This window comes from Shewanella glacialimarina (assembly GCF_020511155.1).
GTDB classification, from domain to species: domain Bacteria; phylum Pseudomonadota; class Gammaproteobacteria; order Enterobacterales; family Shewanellaceae; genus Shewanella; species Shewanella glacialimarina.
Window position 1 is genome coordinate 3,049,832 of record NZ_CP041216.1, and the last position, 17,661, is coordinate 3,067,492.

The following is a 17,661-nucleotide window of genomic DNA, read 5'->3' on the forward strand; positions in this document are numbered from 1 at the left end:
TTAAATTGGTTCGGCTGTAAGTTAATGTGAAGTGCAGTAGTCATTAAAAGCATCCTTTCTAGGGTAACAAGTCGATTGATACTGCCTGAGGACAGTGTGGTATTTAAAATAGTACGAATTGTGCTACAAAGTGGTTCAATATCATCCTATTTTTATAAAATACGATGATATTATTTTATCCTTCACAATATTATTTACAGGCTCTTATTTATAGGCTCAAGTGATTATAGCTTGTGCGCTTTTAAAAACATCATCGCTGTTTCAGTTAAGTACGCTTGCCTTTTAGACAATAAATCCGCTGTTGGCAGGCCTAATTCTAAACGCATTCTCAACTCACCAAATAACATTAGACTTAATCGTACTGCACTGTCATGGGGGTTATTAAAATGATATTGGCCATGTTGATTAACCTTTTTGAGGTAACCACTGACTAAATTTAAAATATGTTTTGGGCCAGCATCATAAAAAAGTGCTGCCACTTCAGGATGAGTATCAACTTGTGCAACACAGGTAGTAAAGACGGTTATAGCCTCTTCTGACGCTATCATGGCACCAAAATGTTGAGCAAATGAAGTTAATACACGCTCAGGATCGGTAGCATCCACTAACAAATTTTCAGTCAGTTGATGTACTACACACTTAGATTCTATTGAGGCAACAAAAAGATCATCCTTCGAGCCAAAATGAGCATATACAGTCTGCTTTGACACGCCTGCGTGTTTAGCCACTTCATCCATGCTCGTATTTGGAAAGCCCTGATGGCAAAATAAATCAATAGCCGATTGCAGAATTTGCTCTCGCTTCTGTTCACTTTTAGATAATGTCATTTGATTATTCTGGGTCAATGTTTGTTCTTCTGTCATCTTTTCCCCGTATGTTGTCACATCAGCTAAACAGTTAACACTATTTAATCACAAAATGGACTGGACAGTCTAGTTCCTTAAAACTAGACTAGGCAGTCTAGTTAACACTAACGTTACATCATTAACCTAAACATAGACTTGTTTTATTAACGTGTAATACACGCTCGATAGCATTGGAGAATACAATCATGGAACATAAATCGACCCGCTCAATGCATCGATATATGGTAGGCCTATTAAGCATATTGCTCGTCAGTAGCTGTGGCTCAGAGGTTAAGCAACATTCAAAGTCTGTTAGTTATCAAACGGTAGCAGTCTCAAACATTGTCGCATCCAATTATTATCCACATGAACAAACCTATACCGGTACGATTCGCTCTGCAAACACCACAGGTATTGGTTTTGAGCTAGCGGGAAAACTCAATGGCATAAATGTCGATAGTGGTAATAGCGTTATTAAAGGGCAAACACTTGCCACACTTGATACAAATTTACTTCAGGCTGAAAAACAACAACTTGAAGCAAGCCTGCAACAAACAAAAGCTGACCTAGACCTTGCCCAAAGCACCCTAAAACGCACCTTGGCCTTAAAAGATAAAAATTACGTCTCTGAACAACAATTAGATGAAACCAAGCAACAAGTTAATGGCTTGCAGGCCAACAGCCAAAGATTAAATGCCAGCTTATATGCCACCAATCTTAAAATTGAAAAATCCACCTTAACCGCCCCTTTTAACGGCAAAATCAGTAAAAGGCATCACAATGTGGGTGAGGTTATTGGCTTAGGCAGTCCGGTGTTCACCTTAATTGGTAATGATCAACAACAGGCATATATTGGTGTACCCATTACGGTGGCACAAGGGTTAGCTAATCAACAACAAGTGCTTGTGCGTGTTGGTGATCAAAGTCTCAATGGTATCATTGCGGGGATCAGTGCTGAAGTTGATAGCATTACGCGTACAGTGCAGTTACGGATAAGTTTACCCCACGATGCCACTGTGCTTAATGGTGAAATAGCCTATCTTGAATACAATCAAAACATCCAAGTTGCCGGCTATTGGGTGCCTATTTCGGCATTAACTGATGGCGTTAGAGGATTGTGGAACATATTTGTATTAAGTAAACAAGCTGACATGAGCGGCAGCAATCACTATGCGATTGAACGTCGTGACGTTGAAATTATCTATACCAATCAAGACCAAGCTTATATCAAAGGTGCAATAAGCGCTGACGACACCATTATTGTGGAAGGTTTACATAAGTTAGTGGTAGGTCAGGTTGTGACACCTGTTAAAACCGTGATGGCGGAGGCATTATGATTAAAGCCTTTTTAGAAAACGGTCGACTTACCAGTTTATTTATCGCCCTCCTTCTTGTGGCAGGTCTTGGTGCTATTTCTAGTCTACCGCGAACAGAAGATCCGCATATCACCAATCGCTTTGCATCCGTTATAACCCACTACCCGGGCGCTTCAGCTGAACGCGTAGAAGCTCTGGTGACGGAAGAGTTAGAAACTCAGTTACGTCGCTTAGAAGAGTTAAAGCTGGTTCAGTCTACTTCTCGCCCAGGGATTTCGGTGATTCAACTGGAACTTAAAGACACCATTACAGAAACCGATCCTGTATGGTCAAGGGCGCGAGACTTAGTTGCAGACGCCAAACGTTACTTACCCGCACAAGCACAAAACAGCACATTAGATGATCAATTTGGTTATGCCAGTACTGCTATTTTAGGTGTTGTGTGGGATGACGACTCGCCAGTAAGAAGTGATATTTTAAATCGCTATGCCAAAGAGTTAGAAAGCCGAATTAGATTATTATCAGGTACTGATTTTGCCAGACTTTATGGCGCACCAGAAGAAGAAATATTGGTTGAGTTAGATGGCAATAAAATCAGCCAACTTAAATTAACGCCCGGCACGATTGCACAAATTCTGACTAATGCTGACAGCAAAATTTCAGCTGGCGAAATCAATAACGATCAATTTCGTGCCTTGGTTGAAGTGTCTGGTGAGCTCGATTCACAAAGCCGCATTCGCCAAGTACCATTAAAAGTCGACGATGATGGTCAAATCATTCGCTTGGGTGATGTGGCAACCATTAGCAGGCAATCTAAAACTCCAGCCAGCAGCATTGCATTAATAGATAGTCAGCAAGGCGTGCTGATTGGCGCGACCATGTTAAATAGTCACCGAGTGGATGTGTGGCAACAACATGTTGCCGACACCATTGAGACTTTTTCAAAAAATTTACCAGCAAACATAAAAGTACAATGGTTATTTGACCAGCAAGGTTACACCAGCGTCCGTTTAGGTGATTTGGTGATTAATCTGCTGCAAGGTTTTGTCATTATTGTCGCAGTGCTAATGCTCACGCTCGGTCTGCGTAATGCACTTATTGTCGCGTTATCTCTGCCATTAACCGCGCTATTTACCTTAGCCTGTATGAAATACACTGGCTTACCTATTCACCAAATGTCAGTTACAGGCTTAGTGGTTGCATTGGGGATCATGGTTGATAACGCCATTGTGATTGTTGATGCCATAGCGCAACGACGCCAACAGGGGATGAGTAAACTAGAAGCCGTATCGAAGACTCTGCATCATTTATGGCTCCCGTTAGCTGGGTCAACCATTACCACCATGCTTGCCTTTGCACCTATTATGCTAATGCCAGGTGCTGCGGGTGAATTTGTTGGCGGCATTGCTATTTCAGTGATGTTCGCACTTTTAGGTTCATACATTATTTCTCATACGCTTATTGCTGGCCTTGCTGGACGCTTTAGTCGAAGCGAGCCCGCTACGGCATGGTATCAACAAGGGATGGCCTTTCCACGGTTGGGGTATGCTTTTAAAGCCAGTTTAGAATTTGCACTAAAGCGACCACTGTTAACCGCATTGTTGGTGGGTATTTTACCGATAAGTGGTTTTATGGCTGTAGGACAAATGACTGAGCAGTTTTTCCCGCCGTCTGACAGGGATATGTTTCAAATTGAAGTCCATCTTGCCCCGCAGGTGAGTATTGAAAACACCCGTCAGCAAGTGGATTTAATTGATAAAAAGCTACAACAGATAACTGATATTAGTGAAGTCACCTGGGTTGTGGGCGGCAATACGCCTTCTTTTTACTACAACCTCACTCAACGTCAACAAGGGGCGACTAATTACGCCCAGGCAATGGTTAAAGCTGCAGACTTTGAAACCGCTAATCAATTGATCCCACAGCTACAAAATGAGCTAGACATTGCATTCCCTCAAGCACAAATTTTGGTGCGAAAGTTAGAGCAAGGCCCACCTTTTAATGCGCCAGTGGAGCTATTAGTCTATGGACCTAATCTTGACACATTAAAAGAAATTGGCGATCAGGTTCGCGCCCTGCTTATTGCTACGCCAGATGTTATTCATACCCGTGGCACCCTATCACCCGGAGCGCCAAAGTTATGGTTACAGGTCAACGAAGACGCTAGTTTGATAAGCGGCCTTAGCTTGACCGATATTGCCAATCAAGTGCAAATGGCCACAACCGGTATTATTGGTGGCAGTATTTTAGAACAAACTGAATCTTTACCTATTAGAGTCAGACTTGGCGATAACAGCCGCGAACAAGCAACCCGCCTAGCCGAGCTTAATCTGGTATCACCTTCAGGCACAGGCATTCCACTGTCGGCATTATCTTATAACGAAATAAGCGTCAGTCGTGGTGCAATACCCCGTCGTAACGGTGAGCGGGTCAATACCATTGAAGCCTATATCACCAGTGGTGTATTACCTGCTCAGGTGTTAAATGACGTGAAGCAAAAGTTAGCTGAGATTAATTTACCCTCGGGTTATCGCATTGAAGTCGGCGGTGAAAGCGCCAAACGAAATGAAGCTGTGGGGAACTTATTATCCAATGTGGTGGTGGTAGTCACGCTATTGCTGACCACAGTAGTGTTGTCATTTAACTCATTTAGGCTAACCGGTATTATTTTACTCAGCGCCATACAATCGGCCGGACTGGGGTTATTAGTGGTGTTTGTGTTTGGCTACCCATTTGGTTTTACGGTGATTATTGGTTTATTGGGTTTAATGGGATTAGCCATTAATGCCGCCATTGTGATTCTGGCTGAACTTGAGGACTTACCTGAGGCCAGACAAGGCAATATGGCATTAATTGTTGATACCGTTAGCAGTTGTGGCCGCCATATTGGATCGACAACCATCACCACTATCGGCGGTTTTTTACCGTTAATCATTGCTGGCGGTGGATTTTGGCCACCCTTTGCAATTGCGATAGCGGGCGGAACATTATTAACCACCATGTTGTCACTCATCTGGGTACCTGTGATGTACCGTTTACTTATGAAACCAAAATCTAGCCAGCTCTCTCTGTGAGAATTAAATGAATCAGTGACAAATATAAACCACTTTGCATTAGGCAGCATGGGGACTAAATAAATTATCATTAAAAAAGCCGCTTTATCACTAAAGCGGCTTTTTATGTTAATAACCTACATTTTATAAAACTAGGGCTAGCAATTACTCTTCGGCATTACGGTCCATGTTTTCAGTATTTTCAAGCCATAACGCATTGATGATACCGAAGGAACAAGCAAGCAACACACCTAAAATCCACGCAAAATACCACATAGATGATGACTCCTATTAATAAAGTGATGACTTGTTGTCTTCAATAAAGTTGCGACTTAAGCGGCCATACATCTTGTAGTAAGTCCAAATCGTATAACTTAATACAGTTGGAACAAAGATTATCGCTGCAAACGTCATTACTTTTAAGGTCATTTGGCTTGCGGTTGCATCCCACATGGTTAAGCTCACATTGGGTTCAAGTGACGATGGCATAACGAATGGGAACATAGCAGCACCACAGGTTAAAATTACCCCCGCAATAGCCAATGAACTGAAAAAGAACGCAAACCCACTGCGATTAAACCGGCTAGCAAATATCGCTAACACTGGCATTAATAAACCTAATGCAGGGAATAACATGGTAACAGGGTATTTGTCATAATTGACTAACCAAGCACCCGCTTCAATCGCTACCGTTTTATTAGTTGGGTTTGAAGGCCCCGCTAAATCAAGTGTTGAAGTAATCACGTAACCGTCAATACCATTGGCTAGCCACACACCGGCAGTTGCAAATAGTACAACTAACAAACCGCCACAAATTTGAGTCATGTTAGCCGCACGAACACGTAACTCACCTTCGGTTTTCATTTGTAACCAGGCAGCACCTTGCATCATGATCATGCTGACACAGACAAGGCCTGTTAGTAGTCCAAATGGATTAAGTAATCCAAAAAAACCACCATGGTATTTAGCCCGTAAAAACTCATCAAAGTTAAACGGTACACCTTGCAACAAGTTACCAAAGGCAACGCCAATGATCAGCGGGGGCACAAAACCACCGATAAATAATGCCCAATCCCATGACTTACGCCATTTTGGATCTTCGATTTTTGAACGATAATCAAACCCAACAGGACGCAAGAATAAGGCAAACAATACCAACATCATCGCGACATAAAAGCCTGAAAATGAGACAGCATAAACCATTGGCCAGGCAGCGAATAACGCTCCACCAGCGGTAATTAACCACACCTGGTTGCCATCCCAATGGGGGGCGATGGTGTTGATCATAATACGGCGTTCAGTGTCATCTTTACCAATAATGGGTAACAAGGCACCGACCCCCATATCAAATCCGTCTGTTACAGCAAAGCCAATAAACAGCACACCAATTAATGCCCACCAAATAAATCTTAATACTTCATACTCAAACATAATTAGGTCCTCTGATTAAGCATCTTGGTTTTCAAAATGATAACGGCCAGTCTTCATGCTACTAGGGCCAAGACGGGCATACTTAAACATTAAGAACATTTCTATTACCAGTAATATTGCGTAGAACAAGGTAATTGAAATAATACTGAACCACAGGTCTGCCGTCGTTAAACTAGAGGCTGACATAAAGGTCGGTAACACTTCAGAAATGGTCCAAGGTTGACGGCCATACTCAGCCACAAACCAACCACATTCAATGGCAATCCAAGGTAATGGTAAACCGTATAATGCAGCTTTAAGTACCCATTTTTTCTCTGCGATTTGATGACGCGTACTTTGCCAGAATGCAGCAGCAAAGATAAACAGCATTAATACTCCAGAACCAACCATGATACGGAATGACCAAAATATCGGTGCTACGCTAGGAATAGAATCTTTGGCAGCAGCTTTAATTTGCTCTTCTGTTGCATCAACCACATTTTCGGTATAGCGCTTTAACAAAAAGCCATAACCTAAATCATGTTTGGTAGCTTCAAAATTATCACGCAGCTCCTGGCTTTCATCACCAGCACGTAATTGGGTTAAGAAGGAATAAGCGATCATGCCGTTACGAATACGCACTTCATGTTCATCGATTAAATCAATAATCCCGGTAACCTGCTCATCTAATGAACGGGTCGCAATGATACCCATCGCGTAAGGAATTTTTATCGCATAGTCTGTATTCATTGTTTCCTGGTTAGGAAACCCGACAACAGTAAAGGCAGCAGGAGCTGGCTCAGTGTGCCATTCAGCTTCAATTGCGGCTAACTTTACACGCTGTGCTTCACCAACTTTATAGCCAGATTCATCACCTAACACGATAACAGATAAAATAGAGGCCATACCAAAGCTTGCTGCAATCGCAAATGAGCGACGCGCAAAAGGTAAGTCACGGCCTTTTAGAATGTAGTATGAGCTGATTGCCAGAACGAACATGGCACCAGCGACGTAGCCCGATGCAACTGTGTGAACAAACTTAACCTGTGCAACTGGGTTAAAAATAACCTCAGCAAAGCTGGTCATTTCCATACGCATGGTTTCGTAGTTAAACACTGACCCTACAGGGTTTTGCATCCAACCATTGGCAACCAAAATCCACAACGCAGACATGTTAGAGCCAAGCGCAACCAACCAGGTAACGGCTAAATGCTGACGCTTACTGAATCTGTCCCATCCAAAAAAGAACATTCCCACTAGGGTTGATTCCAGGAAGAATGCCATTAAGCCTTCAATAGCTAATGGCGCACCAAAAATGTCACCTACATAATGTGAGAAATAGGACCAGTTAGTACCAAACTGGAATTCCATTGCCAAACCGGTAGTGACACCTAAGGCAAAGTTAATTCCGAATAATTTACCCCAAAACTTAGTCATGTCTTTATATATCTGCTTATCTGTCATCACATAAAGTGACTCCATGATCGCAAGAATAAAAGCTAAACCTAATGTGAGGGGAACAAACAGAAAGTGATACATGGCTGTCAGCGCAAATTGTAAACGCGATAGCTCAACAACCTCTTCAATAATCATTGGCGACTCCTTACTTCAGTACAACCAAATACTGCATAGCAACATAGTTGCTATAATGACGTTATACCTGAAAACAGTCATATTGACGCAATGAACAACTCACCAATGTATATAAAATGATAAATTAATCTGTTTGTCTGCGTTTTCAAGTCCAATTCTAAACGGTATACATATTAAGGTATAATTAAGCAAAAGGTCATGTTTTTTAATCAAAAATGTGATGACAATTAGATTTTTCGAATGAATCTAATTTTAATATAAATAATCATCTACTTAGCAAAAAACCGACTCTTACTAACTTTGAATTTAATGTCAGACAGCTCACAATTTAATCATAAAAAATCATCTGCCCGACTATCACATATATCACCACCCACTTTTAGGTATTGACAAAAACATGCCACTTGCTAGGAAAAAAACGCATCGACCTTAATCAACAATAAAAATCACAACTTACGCCAATTGTTAACAGGAAGTATGAAATAGCAAGAATAAATAATAATGGATTAATTATATAAATATTACAAACTGTAATAAAATATATAAAAAACTTACAAATCAACAACTAAATTAAAAACAAAACAAATAAAAACAAACAACGAAATAAATCATTAATTAGATTATCTAATGGCAAAAATCATTTTTACTCGTTTGAACGCAAACTTCAATCTCAGTATGATATACCTATTAAGAAAACGAGCAGCATTCATGCCAGGGAGTCGTTATCTTAAGCCCAAGGTGTTTTTATCGTTCAATTACTGAACTTATTGATCTAAGAGATGTTGCTATGACTAAATTATTTGAAAACGTTGTCAACTTATACAAGCGTGCTTTTGTTGAGATGTACAACGCAAAAGAAATGAAATAATTCATTTTATCCTATTTGATATTTTGTTAGCGCAAAATAGCCAATCATTGTTTTTAACAATACGATGATTGAGACAAAAAAGCCCATTCATCACTGAATGGGCTTTTTTACGCCTAACAGTTCTATCACTCGTCGTAATGGAATGTTTTAGCGATAAAAATAAAAAAGGCGACTATAAATAGTCACCTTTTTATTAGTTCAATTTACAGCGCTAAACTTAAGACTACCTAGCCAATCTTAACTCGAGCATTGCGGAACATACGCATCCATGGGCTATCTTCGCCCCACTCTTCTGGGTGCCAAGAGTTGGCTACGGTTCTAAATACACGCTCAGGGTGCGGCATCATAATCGTTACACGACCATCAGTCGTACACACACCCGTTAAACCATTTGGTGAACCATTTGGATTTAAAGGGTATTGAGCAGCAACTTGGCCATGGCCATCAACATAACGCAATGCAATAGTGCCCGACGCCTCTGCTTTTGCTAATGCCTGTGCATTGGCGAATTCCGCTAAACCTTCACCATGTGAAACAGCGATAGGCATACGCGAACCGACCATGCCTTCAAAAAAGACCGATGGAGTTTGTTGCACTTCAACCAAACTGAAACGTGCTTCAAAACGTTCAGAACGGTTACGGACAAAGCGTGGCCAATGTTCGCTACCTGGAATGATTTCTTTCAAGTTAGATAACATCTGACAACCATTACATACACCCAAAGCGATGCTAGCGTCACGCTCAAAAAAGCGGCTGAACTCATCACGGGCACGACTGTTGAACAGAATTGACTTAGCCCAACCTTCACCAGCACCTAATACATCACCGTAAGAGAAACCACCACACGCCACTAGGCCTTGGAATTCTTCTAAGCTAATACGTCCTGATAGAATGTCTGACATATGCACATCGCGGCTTTCAAAACCTGCACGGTCAAATGCCGCAGCCATTTCAATGTGAGAGTTAACCCCTTGCTCACGTAAAATAGCCATCTTAGGCGCTAAACCTTTTAAGATATAAGGCGCTGCAACGTCAATGTTTGGATCAAAAGCTAACTTAACGGTTAAGCCCGGTGCATCAGCTTGTTGCTTGAGAGCGAACTCTTCTTTAGCACATTCTGGGTTATCACGTAACGCTTGAATGCGGTAAGTGGTTTCAGACCATAACGTCCGTAATGCGGTGCGAGTATCGGCAAAAATAATGCGCTGACCATCAGTGATGCTAATCATATCAGCGGCTTGTAGGCCACCAATGTTATGGCAAGTTACCCCTTTAGCTTCAAACAGAGCAGCTATATTAACAGCGTCATCTTGGCTAACTTGAATAACAGCGCCTAACTCTTCGTTAAATAAACGCTCTAAATCTGTACCGTTCAAGCTGGCTAAATCGATGTTTAAGCCAGTATTACCGGCAAAAGCCATTTCCACTAATGTGGTAAATAAGCCACCGTCACTGCGATCGTGATAAGCGATAACAGCTTGGTCAGCCACTAACTTTTGCATCACTTCAAAGAAGCCTGCTAGGTTAGCAGTTTTATCCAATGTTGGCGCAACATCGCCTAATTCACTGTAAACCTGAGCTAAACAAGAGCCACCTAAACGGTTTTGACCATTGCTTAAATCGAGCATTAATAAAGCGGTATCGCCTTTATCGGTGCGAAGTTCTGGCGTGACTGTTTTACGAATGTCTTGTACTACACCAAAGGCGGTGATCACTAACGACATAGGTGAGGTCACGGTTTTTTGCACGCCGTTATCTTCCCAAGCCGTCTTCATTGACATTGAGTCTTTACCGACAGGAATGGTAATGCCAAGCTCAGGACAAAGGTCCTCGCCAATGGCTTTCACAGCTTGATATAAACCGGCATCTTCACCAGGGTGACCTGCTGGAGACATCCAGTTTGCTGACAACTTAATACGTTTAAATGTGCCAATATCTGTGCCTGCAATGTTCATGATTGATTCAGCCACCGCCATACGGGCAGATGCATCAAAATCAAGCAAAGCTAACGGAGTACGTTCGCCCATAGACATAGCTTCACCGCAGTAGCTGTCATAGCTTGATGCCGTTACCGCACAGTCGGCAACTGGCACCTGCCAAGGGCCAACCATTTGGTCACGGTTAACTAAACCGGTAACTGAACGATCACCAATGGTAATCAAGAAACTTTTATCTGCCACTGTAGGCAAGGTTAAAATACGCTTAACAGCTTCTTTAACATCAATTTTAGATTGGTCTAACGCGGGTGAAACCGCTTTAGCAGATACCACATCACGGCTCATTTTAGGCGCTTTGCCTAATAAGACTTCAAGCGGTAAATCGATTGGCTTGTTGTTAAAGTGACTGTCTGCAAGCGTTAGATGCATTTCTTCAGTCGCCTCACCAACAACGGCAAAAGGTGCACGTTCACGGGCACAAATATCTGCAAATTGCTTTAGATTCTCAGGCGCAACAGACAATACATAACGTTCTTGTGACTCGTTACACCAAATTTCAAGCGGGCTCATGCCTGGCTCATCTGACGGCACGTTACGTAAATTGAATACCCCGCCGCGATCTGCATCATTTACCAATTCAGGGAAGGCATTTGATAATCCACCTGCACCCACATCGTGAATAAACTGAATTGGGTTCGCATCACCTAACTGCCAGCAACGGTCGATCACTTCCTGACAACGACGTTCCATTTCTGGGTTTTCACGTTGCACTGAAGCAAAATCTAAATCTTCACTTGATTGACCCGATGCCATAGAAGATGCTGCACCGCCGCCAAGTCCGATGTTCATTGCTGGGCCACCTAATACAATTAGCTTAGCGCCAACGGTAATTTCGCCTTTTTGCACATGCTCATCACGAATGTTACCTAAACCACCCGCTATCATGATTGGCTTATGGTATCCACGCACTTCCACACCGTTATGGCTAGACACTTGCTGCTCATAGGTACGGAAATAACCTGTAATCGCAGGGCGGCCAAACTCGTTGTTAAATGCCGCGCCACCTAGTGGGCCTTCAAGCATAATTTCAAGTGGTGTGACGATACGGTCAGGCTTGCCGTAATTATCTTCCCATGGGTGAACAAAACCCGGAATTTTCAAGTTCGAAACCGTAAAACCGGTTAAACCTGCTTTAGGCTTAGAACCACGACCAGTCGCACCTTCATCACGAATTTCACCACCAGAACCTGTAGCCGCGCCAGGATACGGGCTAATTGCGGTTGGATGATTGTGGGTTTCCACTTTCATCAAGATATGCATAGGTTCTGTGTGGTAGTTATAAACGCCATCTGGATCAGGGAAGAAGCGACCCGCAACAGGCCCTGTCATTACCGCAGCATTGTCTTTATACGCTGACAGCACGAAATCTGGAGTCACTTCAAAAGTGTTTTTGATCATTTTGAACAATGATTTTGGCTGAACTTCACCATCAATTGTCCAATCAGCATTAAAGATTTTATGGCGGCAATGCTCAGAGTTTGCTTGAGCAAACATCATCAGCTCGATGTCGTTTGGATTACGCTTCAAACGCACAAAGTTCTCGACTAGGTAGTCAATCTCATCTTCAGCCAGGGCTAGACCTAATTTGACGTTAGCCACTTCTAATGCACGGCGACCTTCGGCAAGAATATTAATACTTTTGAATTTTGCAGGCTCTGTTCGAGTAAACAACACATCTGCAGCGGCGAAATCGTTAAGTACAACCTCCATCATGCGGTCGTGTAGCAAGCTCACTAACTGGGCATATTGCTCAGTCGTTAACACTTGTGATTCAACATAGTAGGCAATACCACGTTCTAAACGCTTTACCTTACTCAAGCCACAATTGCGGGCTATGTCAGTAGCTTTAGAAGACCAAGGCGAAATAGTGCCAGGACGAGGCGTGATAAAAATTAATTGTCCTTGTGGGGCGTGGGACTCAATGGCAGGGCCATAGGTAAGAATTCGTTCAAGCTGAACACGCTCGTTATCATCTAATTGTTCAGTTAAATCAGCTAAATGCGTATATTCAGCGTAGATACTTTTCACAGGAAGATCTGCGCTGTCGCAGGCCTCGATGAGTTTTTGAACTCTAAATGCAGAAAGTGCTGGGGCTCCGCGAATGATTTCCATCACGTCTATTCACCTTATAAATTATATAGGAGGGTCAGAATTGGCGCTATTATAGGGAATTGCACAGTACAAATCACCTACCATGCTGTTTGAAAACAGTGTTTCCTAATAGACAAAATATCGAGCCAACAAAGCAGAGCAAAACCCAAAAAATCAATCTAACCTCTATACTAAAGGTTATCGGCAATTAGCCTTGTTAAGCACGTTAATCGTAACATTGGCATAACATTGACAATGCAATTTCATCATTTAGCTCAGCATAACCGCTGCTATTTTAACCAACACTATGCGATTTTAATAACTCCTGCTAAAGTAGGCGGCATAAAATACCCAACAGCTTAGCGATTAACTCTTTCTGCATGAGCTTACAATAGCCATTTATTTTGATTCCCAACAACCTTTTTATTAAATAATCTATTGAAATATATGATAAAAAAAATACTTTCCATTTTGTTTGTTATTTTTATCTCGGCATGTCAACCAGCCGAAAAACAACAAATAGAAGACATTATATCTTCAGCACCAAAGCAAACTGAACTTCGTGTCGGCACGCTTTATGGTCCACAAATTTATCTTAACTCGGAAGAGTTGGGAGAGTCAGGCTTTGATTTTGAAATGGCAAGCAAGTTTGCTGATTATCTAGGTGTACCATTACAAATGGTACCTTTTACTGACCGTAAACAATTATTTAGTGCACTTAAGCAAGGTAAGATCGATATTATTGCTGCCGGTATCGCGAAAACCCCCAACCGCATAAAGCAATTTAAACTTGGCCCAACCATGTACAAGGTTAATCAAGTACTGGTTTATAAAGAAGGCACCCCAGAACCTAAGGATATTGCCAATCTAGCGGGTGAAATCACGGTTGCGTCTAATTCGTCTTCTATACACACGTTAACCCAGTTGCAAAAAAATCATCCCGATTTAATGTGGAATCAGGTAAATGATAAAGACTACGAAGATTTATTCGCTTTAGTGGCCAATGGCGACATCAACTATACAATTGCAGATTCAAACAGCTTGTTAATCAACCAACGTTTTTTACCCGAGTTACGTGAAGGTATGATTTTAGAAGAGAAGCTTGAAGTCGTGTGGCTTTTACCACCTGATGAAAGTGATCGTTTAATGAGTAAATTACTGGCTTTTTGGCATAATGAAAAGCGCGCGGGCACCTTAGAGCATTTAAACGAAAAGTATTTTGGTCACGTTAAACGGTTTGATTATGTCGATACCCGTGCCTTTATCCGTGCTATCGATAATGTGTTACCTGAATACCGCAGTATGTTTGAACAATATTCTGGCGACTTTGATTGGCGTAAATTAGCCGCTGCCAGTTACCAAGAATCCCATTGGAATCCTTCGGCTCGCTCACCGACAGGTGTTAGGGGCATGATGATGTTGACGCTTCCTACAGCGGCTTACGTGGGAGTCGATAACCGGCTTGATCCAGAGCAAAGTATTCGAGGCGGTGCATTTTATTTAAAAGATATGATGGAGCGCTTACCTGATACTATTTCAGATAATCAGCGAATTTGGTTTGCTCTAGCCTCATATAATATTGGTTTAGGACATGTGGAAGACGCCCGTAAACTAACAGAATCGATGGGAATGGACCCCGATGCTTGGCGAGATGTCAAAAAGGTATTGCCTTTATTACAGCAATCTAAATATTATAAACAAACGCGCTATGGTTATGCTCGTGGAAGTGAAGCTGTCCATTACGTTGATAGTATTCGTCGTTATTATGACACGCTAGTCTGGATAGATGATCAAACTAAGCAAATAGACATTATCGACTCAGAGCCAACGCCTGAAGCCATTGCCGACAATATAGAACCAATAGCAGACTCAACAACAGTCCCTAAGGGCTAGTATTGATGTTACAATATCAGTCGAAAATGTATATGGAGTCATTATGAAAAGACCACTAGCAAGTAATTTTATGTCTCGCAGGCGGGTGATGTTAAAACTGCAAAAAAGACGTATCAAGAATAGACAGCATATTTTCTTCTCTTTCCAAACTCCGGATGCCTAGGCATCCGTTTTTTTATGTCTATTTTGATAGCTTTAGTTACATCAGTTATTGAACCATCAGTTATTGAAATAGTAGAGGCTGGAAAGAAAAACTGTGATATTTAACAAATGATTTTTTGCTAAAACAATATGCTTAACGGCCTTTGATGCCATCGGGCTCGATAGCTAACTGCCCAGCTTGTTTTAGGGCTTTTTTCTCAGCTCGGCGACGGGAGAAAAAAGCGCTTAACTGATTACCACATTCTGGCGCAAGCACACCAGAAGTGACTTCAAGCTGATGATTAAATGCCGGATGTTGCAATAAATTCATCACACTCCCCGCAGCACCTGTTTTTAAATCATCTGCACCATAAACTACTCGCTTAATACGGCTGTGGATGATGGCACCTGCGCACATAGTGCAAGGCTCTAAGGTGACATATAAGGTGGTATCTAACATACGATAGTTAGCTAATATTTGACCCGCCTGGCGAATACATTCCATTTCGGCATGTGCGGTAGGATCATGCTTTAAGATACTTAAATTAAAGCCACTGGCAATCATCACATCATCTTTGACCAATACAGCACCCACTGGCACTTCGCCCTTCTGCTCTGCTAGCTCAGCAAGTTGCATGGCAACACGCATCCACTTAATGTCGATAGCCTCTTGAGTGTCTTTTTCTGGGGTGTTTATCACTTTATTAACCTAGGCAATGATTGTACGGCGCTATTCTAGCAAATAAAAAAGACGCCGAAGCGTCTTTTTTATGAATAAGTAGGCTTAATGCTGACGCATTATTCCCATTCAATCGTTGCTGGAGGCTTACCTGATATATCGTAAACGACTCGCGAAATACCATCTACTTCATTGATAATCCGGTTAGATACACGACCTAAGAATTCATAAGGTAAGTGTGCCCAATGCGCGGTCATAAAGTCGATTGTTTCCACTGCACGCAATGATACAACCCAATCATATTTACGGCCATCGCCCATTACGCCAACAGAGCGAACAGGTAAGAAGACGGTAAACGCTTGGCTGACTTTGTTGTATAAATCTGCTTTGTGTAATTCTTCAATGAAGATAGCATCGGCGCGGCGCAGTAAATCACAATACTCTTTCTTCACTTCGCCTAATACGCGCACACCAAGACCTGGTCCTGGGAATGGGTGACGGTAAAGCATATTGTATGGCAAGCCTAATTCAAGACCAATTTTACGCACTTCATCTTTAAATAACTCACGTAATGGCTCAACCAAGCCCATCTTCATATCGGCAGGTAACCCGCCAACATTGTGGTGTGATTTAATCACATGCGCTTTACCTGTAGCACTACCTGCTGATTCAATCACATCAGGATAGATAGTACCTTGGGCTAACCATTTAGCATTGGCGCATTTTTTTGATTCTTCATCAAAAATTTCCACAAACACACGGCCAATAATTTTACGTTTAGCTTCTGGTTCAGCTTCTGATGCTAATGCATCTAAGAAACGGTTTTCTGCATCGACATGGACAATTTTTAATCCAAAGTGATCGCCAAACATCTCTAATACTTGATCAGCTTCGTTTAAGCGTAATAAGCCATTATCAACAAACACACAGGTTAATTTATCACCAATAGCACGATGCAGCAGCATGGCTACAACCGATGAATCTACCCCGCCGGATAAACCTAAAATAACTTCATCATCACCAATTTGTTGCTTTAAACGCTCAATCGCATCTTCAATAATCGATGATGGTTTCCAGTTGGCTGGACAACCACAAATTTCAAGGGCGAAATGCTCGAGCATACGCTGACCTTGACGAGTGTGGGTCACTTCTGGATGAAATTGTACGCCGTAGAATCTTTTGTCTTCATTGGCCATTGCTGCAAAAGGACAGGTATCTGTTTTAGCGACAGCAACAAAACCTTCTGGAATGGCTGACACTTTATCACCGTGGCTCATCCACACATCAAGAAGAGGCTTGCCTTCAGCGCTAACAGCATCTTCAATGCTTTTGAATAATGCAGAAGTAGTTTGTAACTCTATTTGAGCATAACCAAACTCACCTTCACCTACACCTTGAATCACTTTACCGCCAAGCTGCTCAGACATAGTTTGCATGCCGTAACAAATACCTAAAACAGGTACGCCAGCGTTGAACACGTATTCTGGAGCGCGTGGAGAATTAGCAGCAGTCACACTTTCTGGACCACCGGCTAAAATAATACCATTTGGGGCAAAACCGCGGATTTGCTCTTCGCTTACATCCCAAGCCCAAAGTTCACAGTAAACGCCAATTTCACGAATACGGCGGGCGATAAGTTGAGTGTACTGAGAACCAAAATCAAGGATCAGTATCTTATGCTCATGGATATTACTCATGGATTACCTTCAAATATTGATTAATGCATAACCTAAACACAGTGTTTAAGCCATTTAAAATAGTGTCAAACAGAGCGA

General features: G+C 42.0%; 10 protein-coding genes. 3 read left to right on the forward strand and 7 right to left on the reverse strand.

What is annotated here, in order from left to right; all coding sequences use genetic code 11:
- Nucleotides 1–224: 224 nt before the first annotated feature.
- On the reverse strand, nt 225–863 hold the full coding sequence (locus FJ709_RS13320; protein WP_226410515.1) for a TetR/AcrR family transcriptional regulator: 639 nt from the start codon (nt 861–863) through the stop codon (nt 225–227).
- A 188-nt stretch (nt 864–1,051) separates the two neighbouring features.
- Between FJ709_RS13320 and FJ709_RS13325 the strand changes: the two genes are divergently transcribed.
- Both FJ709_RS13325 and FJ709_RS13330 read left to right on the forward strand, forming a co-directional pair.
- A complete protein-coding gene (locus FJ709_RS13325; RefSeq protein WP_226410516.1) occupies nt 1,052–2,182 on the forward strand; it encodes an efflux RND transporter periplasmic adaptor subunit in 1,131 nt (376 codons plus the stop codon).
- Nucleotides 2,179–5,235, forward strand: coding sequence for an efflux RND transporter permease subunit (locus FJ709_RS13330; RefSeq protein WP_226410517.1), 3,057 nt, complete (start codon nt 2,179–2,181; stop codon nt 5,233–5,235). The genes FJ709_RS13325 and FJ709_RS13330 overlap by 4 nt, the downstream gene beginning before the upstream one ends.
- A gap of 144 nt (nt 5,236–5,379) precedes the next feature.
- On the opposite strand, the gene cydX is transcribed toward FJ709_RS13330, so the two are convergent.
- From cydX to purL, 4 genes are all read right to left on the reverse strand, one after another.
- Nucleotides 5,380–5,490, reverse strand: coding sequence for a cytochrome bd-I oxidase subunit CydX (gene cydX / locus FJ709_RS13335; RefSeq protein ID WP_226410518.1), 111 nt, complete (start codon nt 5,488–5,490; stop codon nt 5,380–5,382).
- A 15-nt stretch (nt 5,491–5,505) separates the two neighbouring features.
- Complete coding sequence (gene cydB / locus FJ709_RS13340) at nt 5,506–6,645, reverse strand: cytochrome d ubiquinol oxidase subunit II (protein WP_226410519.1); 1,140 nt, start codon at nt 6,643–6,645, stop codon at nt 5,506–5,508.
- 15 nt (nt 6,646–6,660) lie between these two features.
- Nucleotides 6,661–8,217: a cytochrome ubiquinol oxidase subunit I gene (locus FJ709_RS13345; RefSeq protein WP_226410520.1), complete on the reverse strand. Its 1,557-nt coding sequence runs from the start codon at nt 8,215–8,217 to the stop codon at nt 6,661–6,663.
- Nucleotides 8,218–9,312: 1,095 nt separating this feature from the next.
- Nucleotides 9,313–13,194 carry a phosphoribosylformylglycinamidine synthase gene (purL, locus tag FJ709_RS13350; protein WP_226415995.1) on the reverse strand — a complete coding sequence of 1,294 codons (3,882 nt, stop codon included), beginning with the start codon at nt 13,192–13,194 and terminating at the stop codon, nt 9,313–9,315.
- 426 nt (nt 13,195–13,620) lie between these two features.
- Here purL and mltF point away from each other — a divergent pair, with 426 nt between their 5' ends.
- Entirely contained in the window at nt 13,621–15,066 is a 1,446-nt protein-coding gene (mltF, locus tag FJ709_RS13355) for a membrane-bound lytic murein transglycosylase MltF (protein ID WP_226410521.1), read from the forward strand.
- A gap of 295 nt (nt 15,067–15,361) precedes the next feature.
- On the opposite strand, the gene tadA is transcribed toward mltF, so the two are convergent.
- On the reverse strand, nt 15,362–15,907 hold the full coding sequence (gene tadA, locus FJ709_RS13360; RefSeq protein WP_404829967.1) for a tRNA adenosine(34) deaminase TadA: 546 nt from the start codon (nt 15,905–15,907) through the stop codon (nt 15,362–15,364).
- A gap of 98 nt (nt 15,908–16,005) precedes the next feature.
- A complete protein-coding gene (guaA, locus tag FJ709_RS13365; protein WP_226410522.1) occupies nt 16,006–17,583 on the reverse strand; it encodes a glutamine-hydrolyzing GMP synthase in 1,578 nt (525 codons plus the stop codon).
- Nucleotides 17,584–17,661 lie beyond the last annotated feature (78 nt).

Bases quoted from the DNA above. Each gene is read 5' to 3' on its own strand.
- FJ709_RS13320 (WP_226410515.1), bottom strand. From the start codon at position 863: ATGACAGAAGAACAAACATTGACCCAGAATAATCAAATGACATTATCT.
- FJ709_RS13325 (WP_226410516.1), top strand. From the start codon at position 1,052: ATGGAACATAAATCGACCCGCTCAATGCATCGATATATGGTAGGCCTA.
- FJ709_RS13330 (WP_226410517.1), top strand. From the start codon at position 2,179: ATGATTAAAGCCTTTTTAGAAAACGGTCGACTTACCAGTTTATTTATC.
- cydX (WP_226410518.1), bottom strand. From the start codon at position 5,490: ATGTGGTATTTTGCGTGGATTTTAGGTGTGTTGCTTGCTTGTTCCTTC.
- cydB (WP_226410519.1), bottom strand. From the start codon at position 6,645: ATGTTTGAGTATGAAGTATTAAGATTTATTTGGTGGGCATTAATTGGT.
- FJ709_RS13345 (WP_226410520.1), bottom strand. From the start codon at position 8,217: ATGATTATTGAAGAGGTTGTTGAGCTATCGCGTTTACAATTTGCGCTG.
- purL (WP_226415995.1), bottom strand. From the start codon at position 13,194: ATGGAAATCATTCGCGGAGCCCCAGCACTTTCTGCATTTAGAGTTCAA.
- mltF (WP_226410521.1), top strand. From the start codon at position 13,621: ATGATAAAAAAAATACTTTCCATTTTGTTTGTTATTTTTATCTCGGCA.
- guaA (WP_226410522.1), bottom strand. From the start codon at position 17,583: ATGAGTAATATCCATGAGCATAAGATACTGATCCTTGATTTTGGTTCT.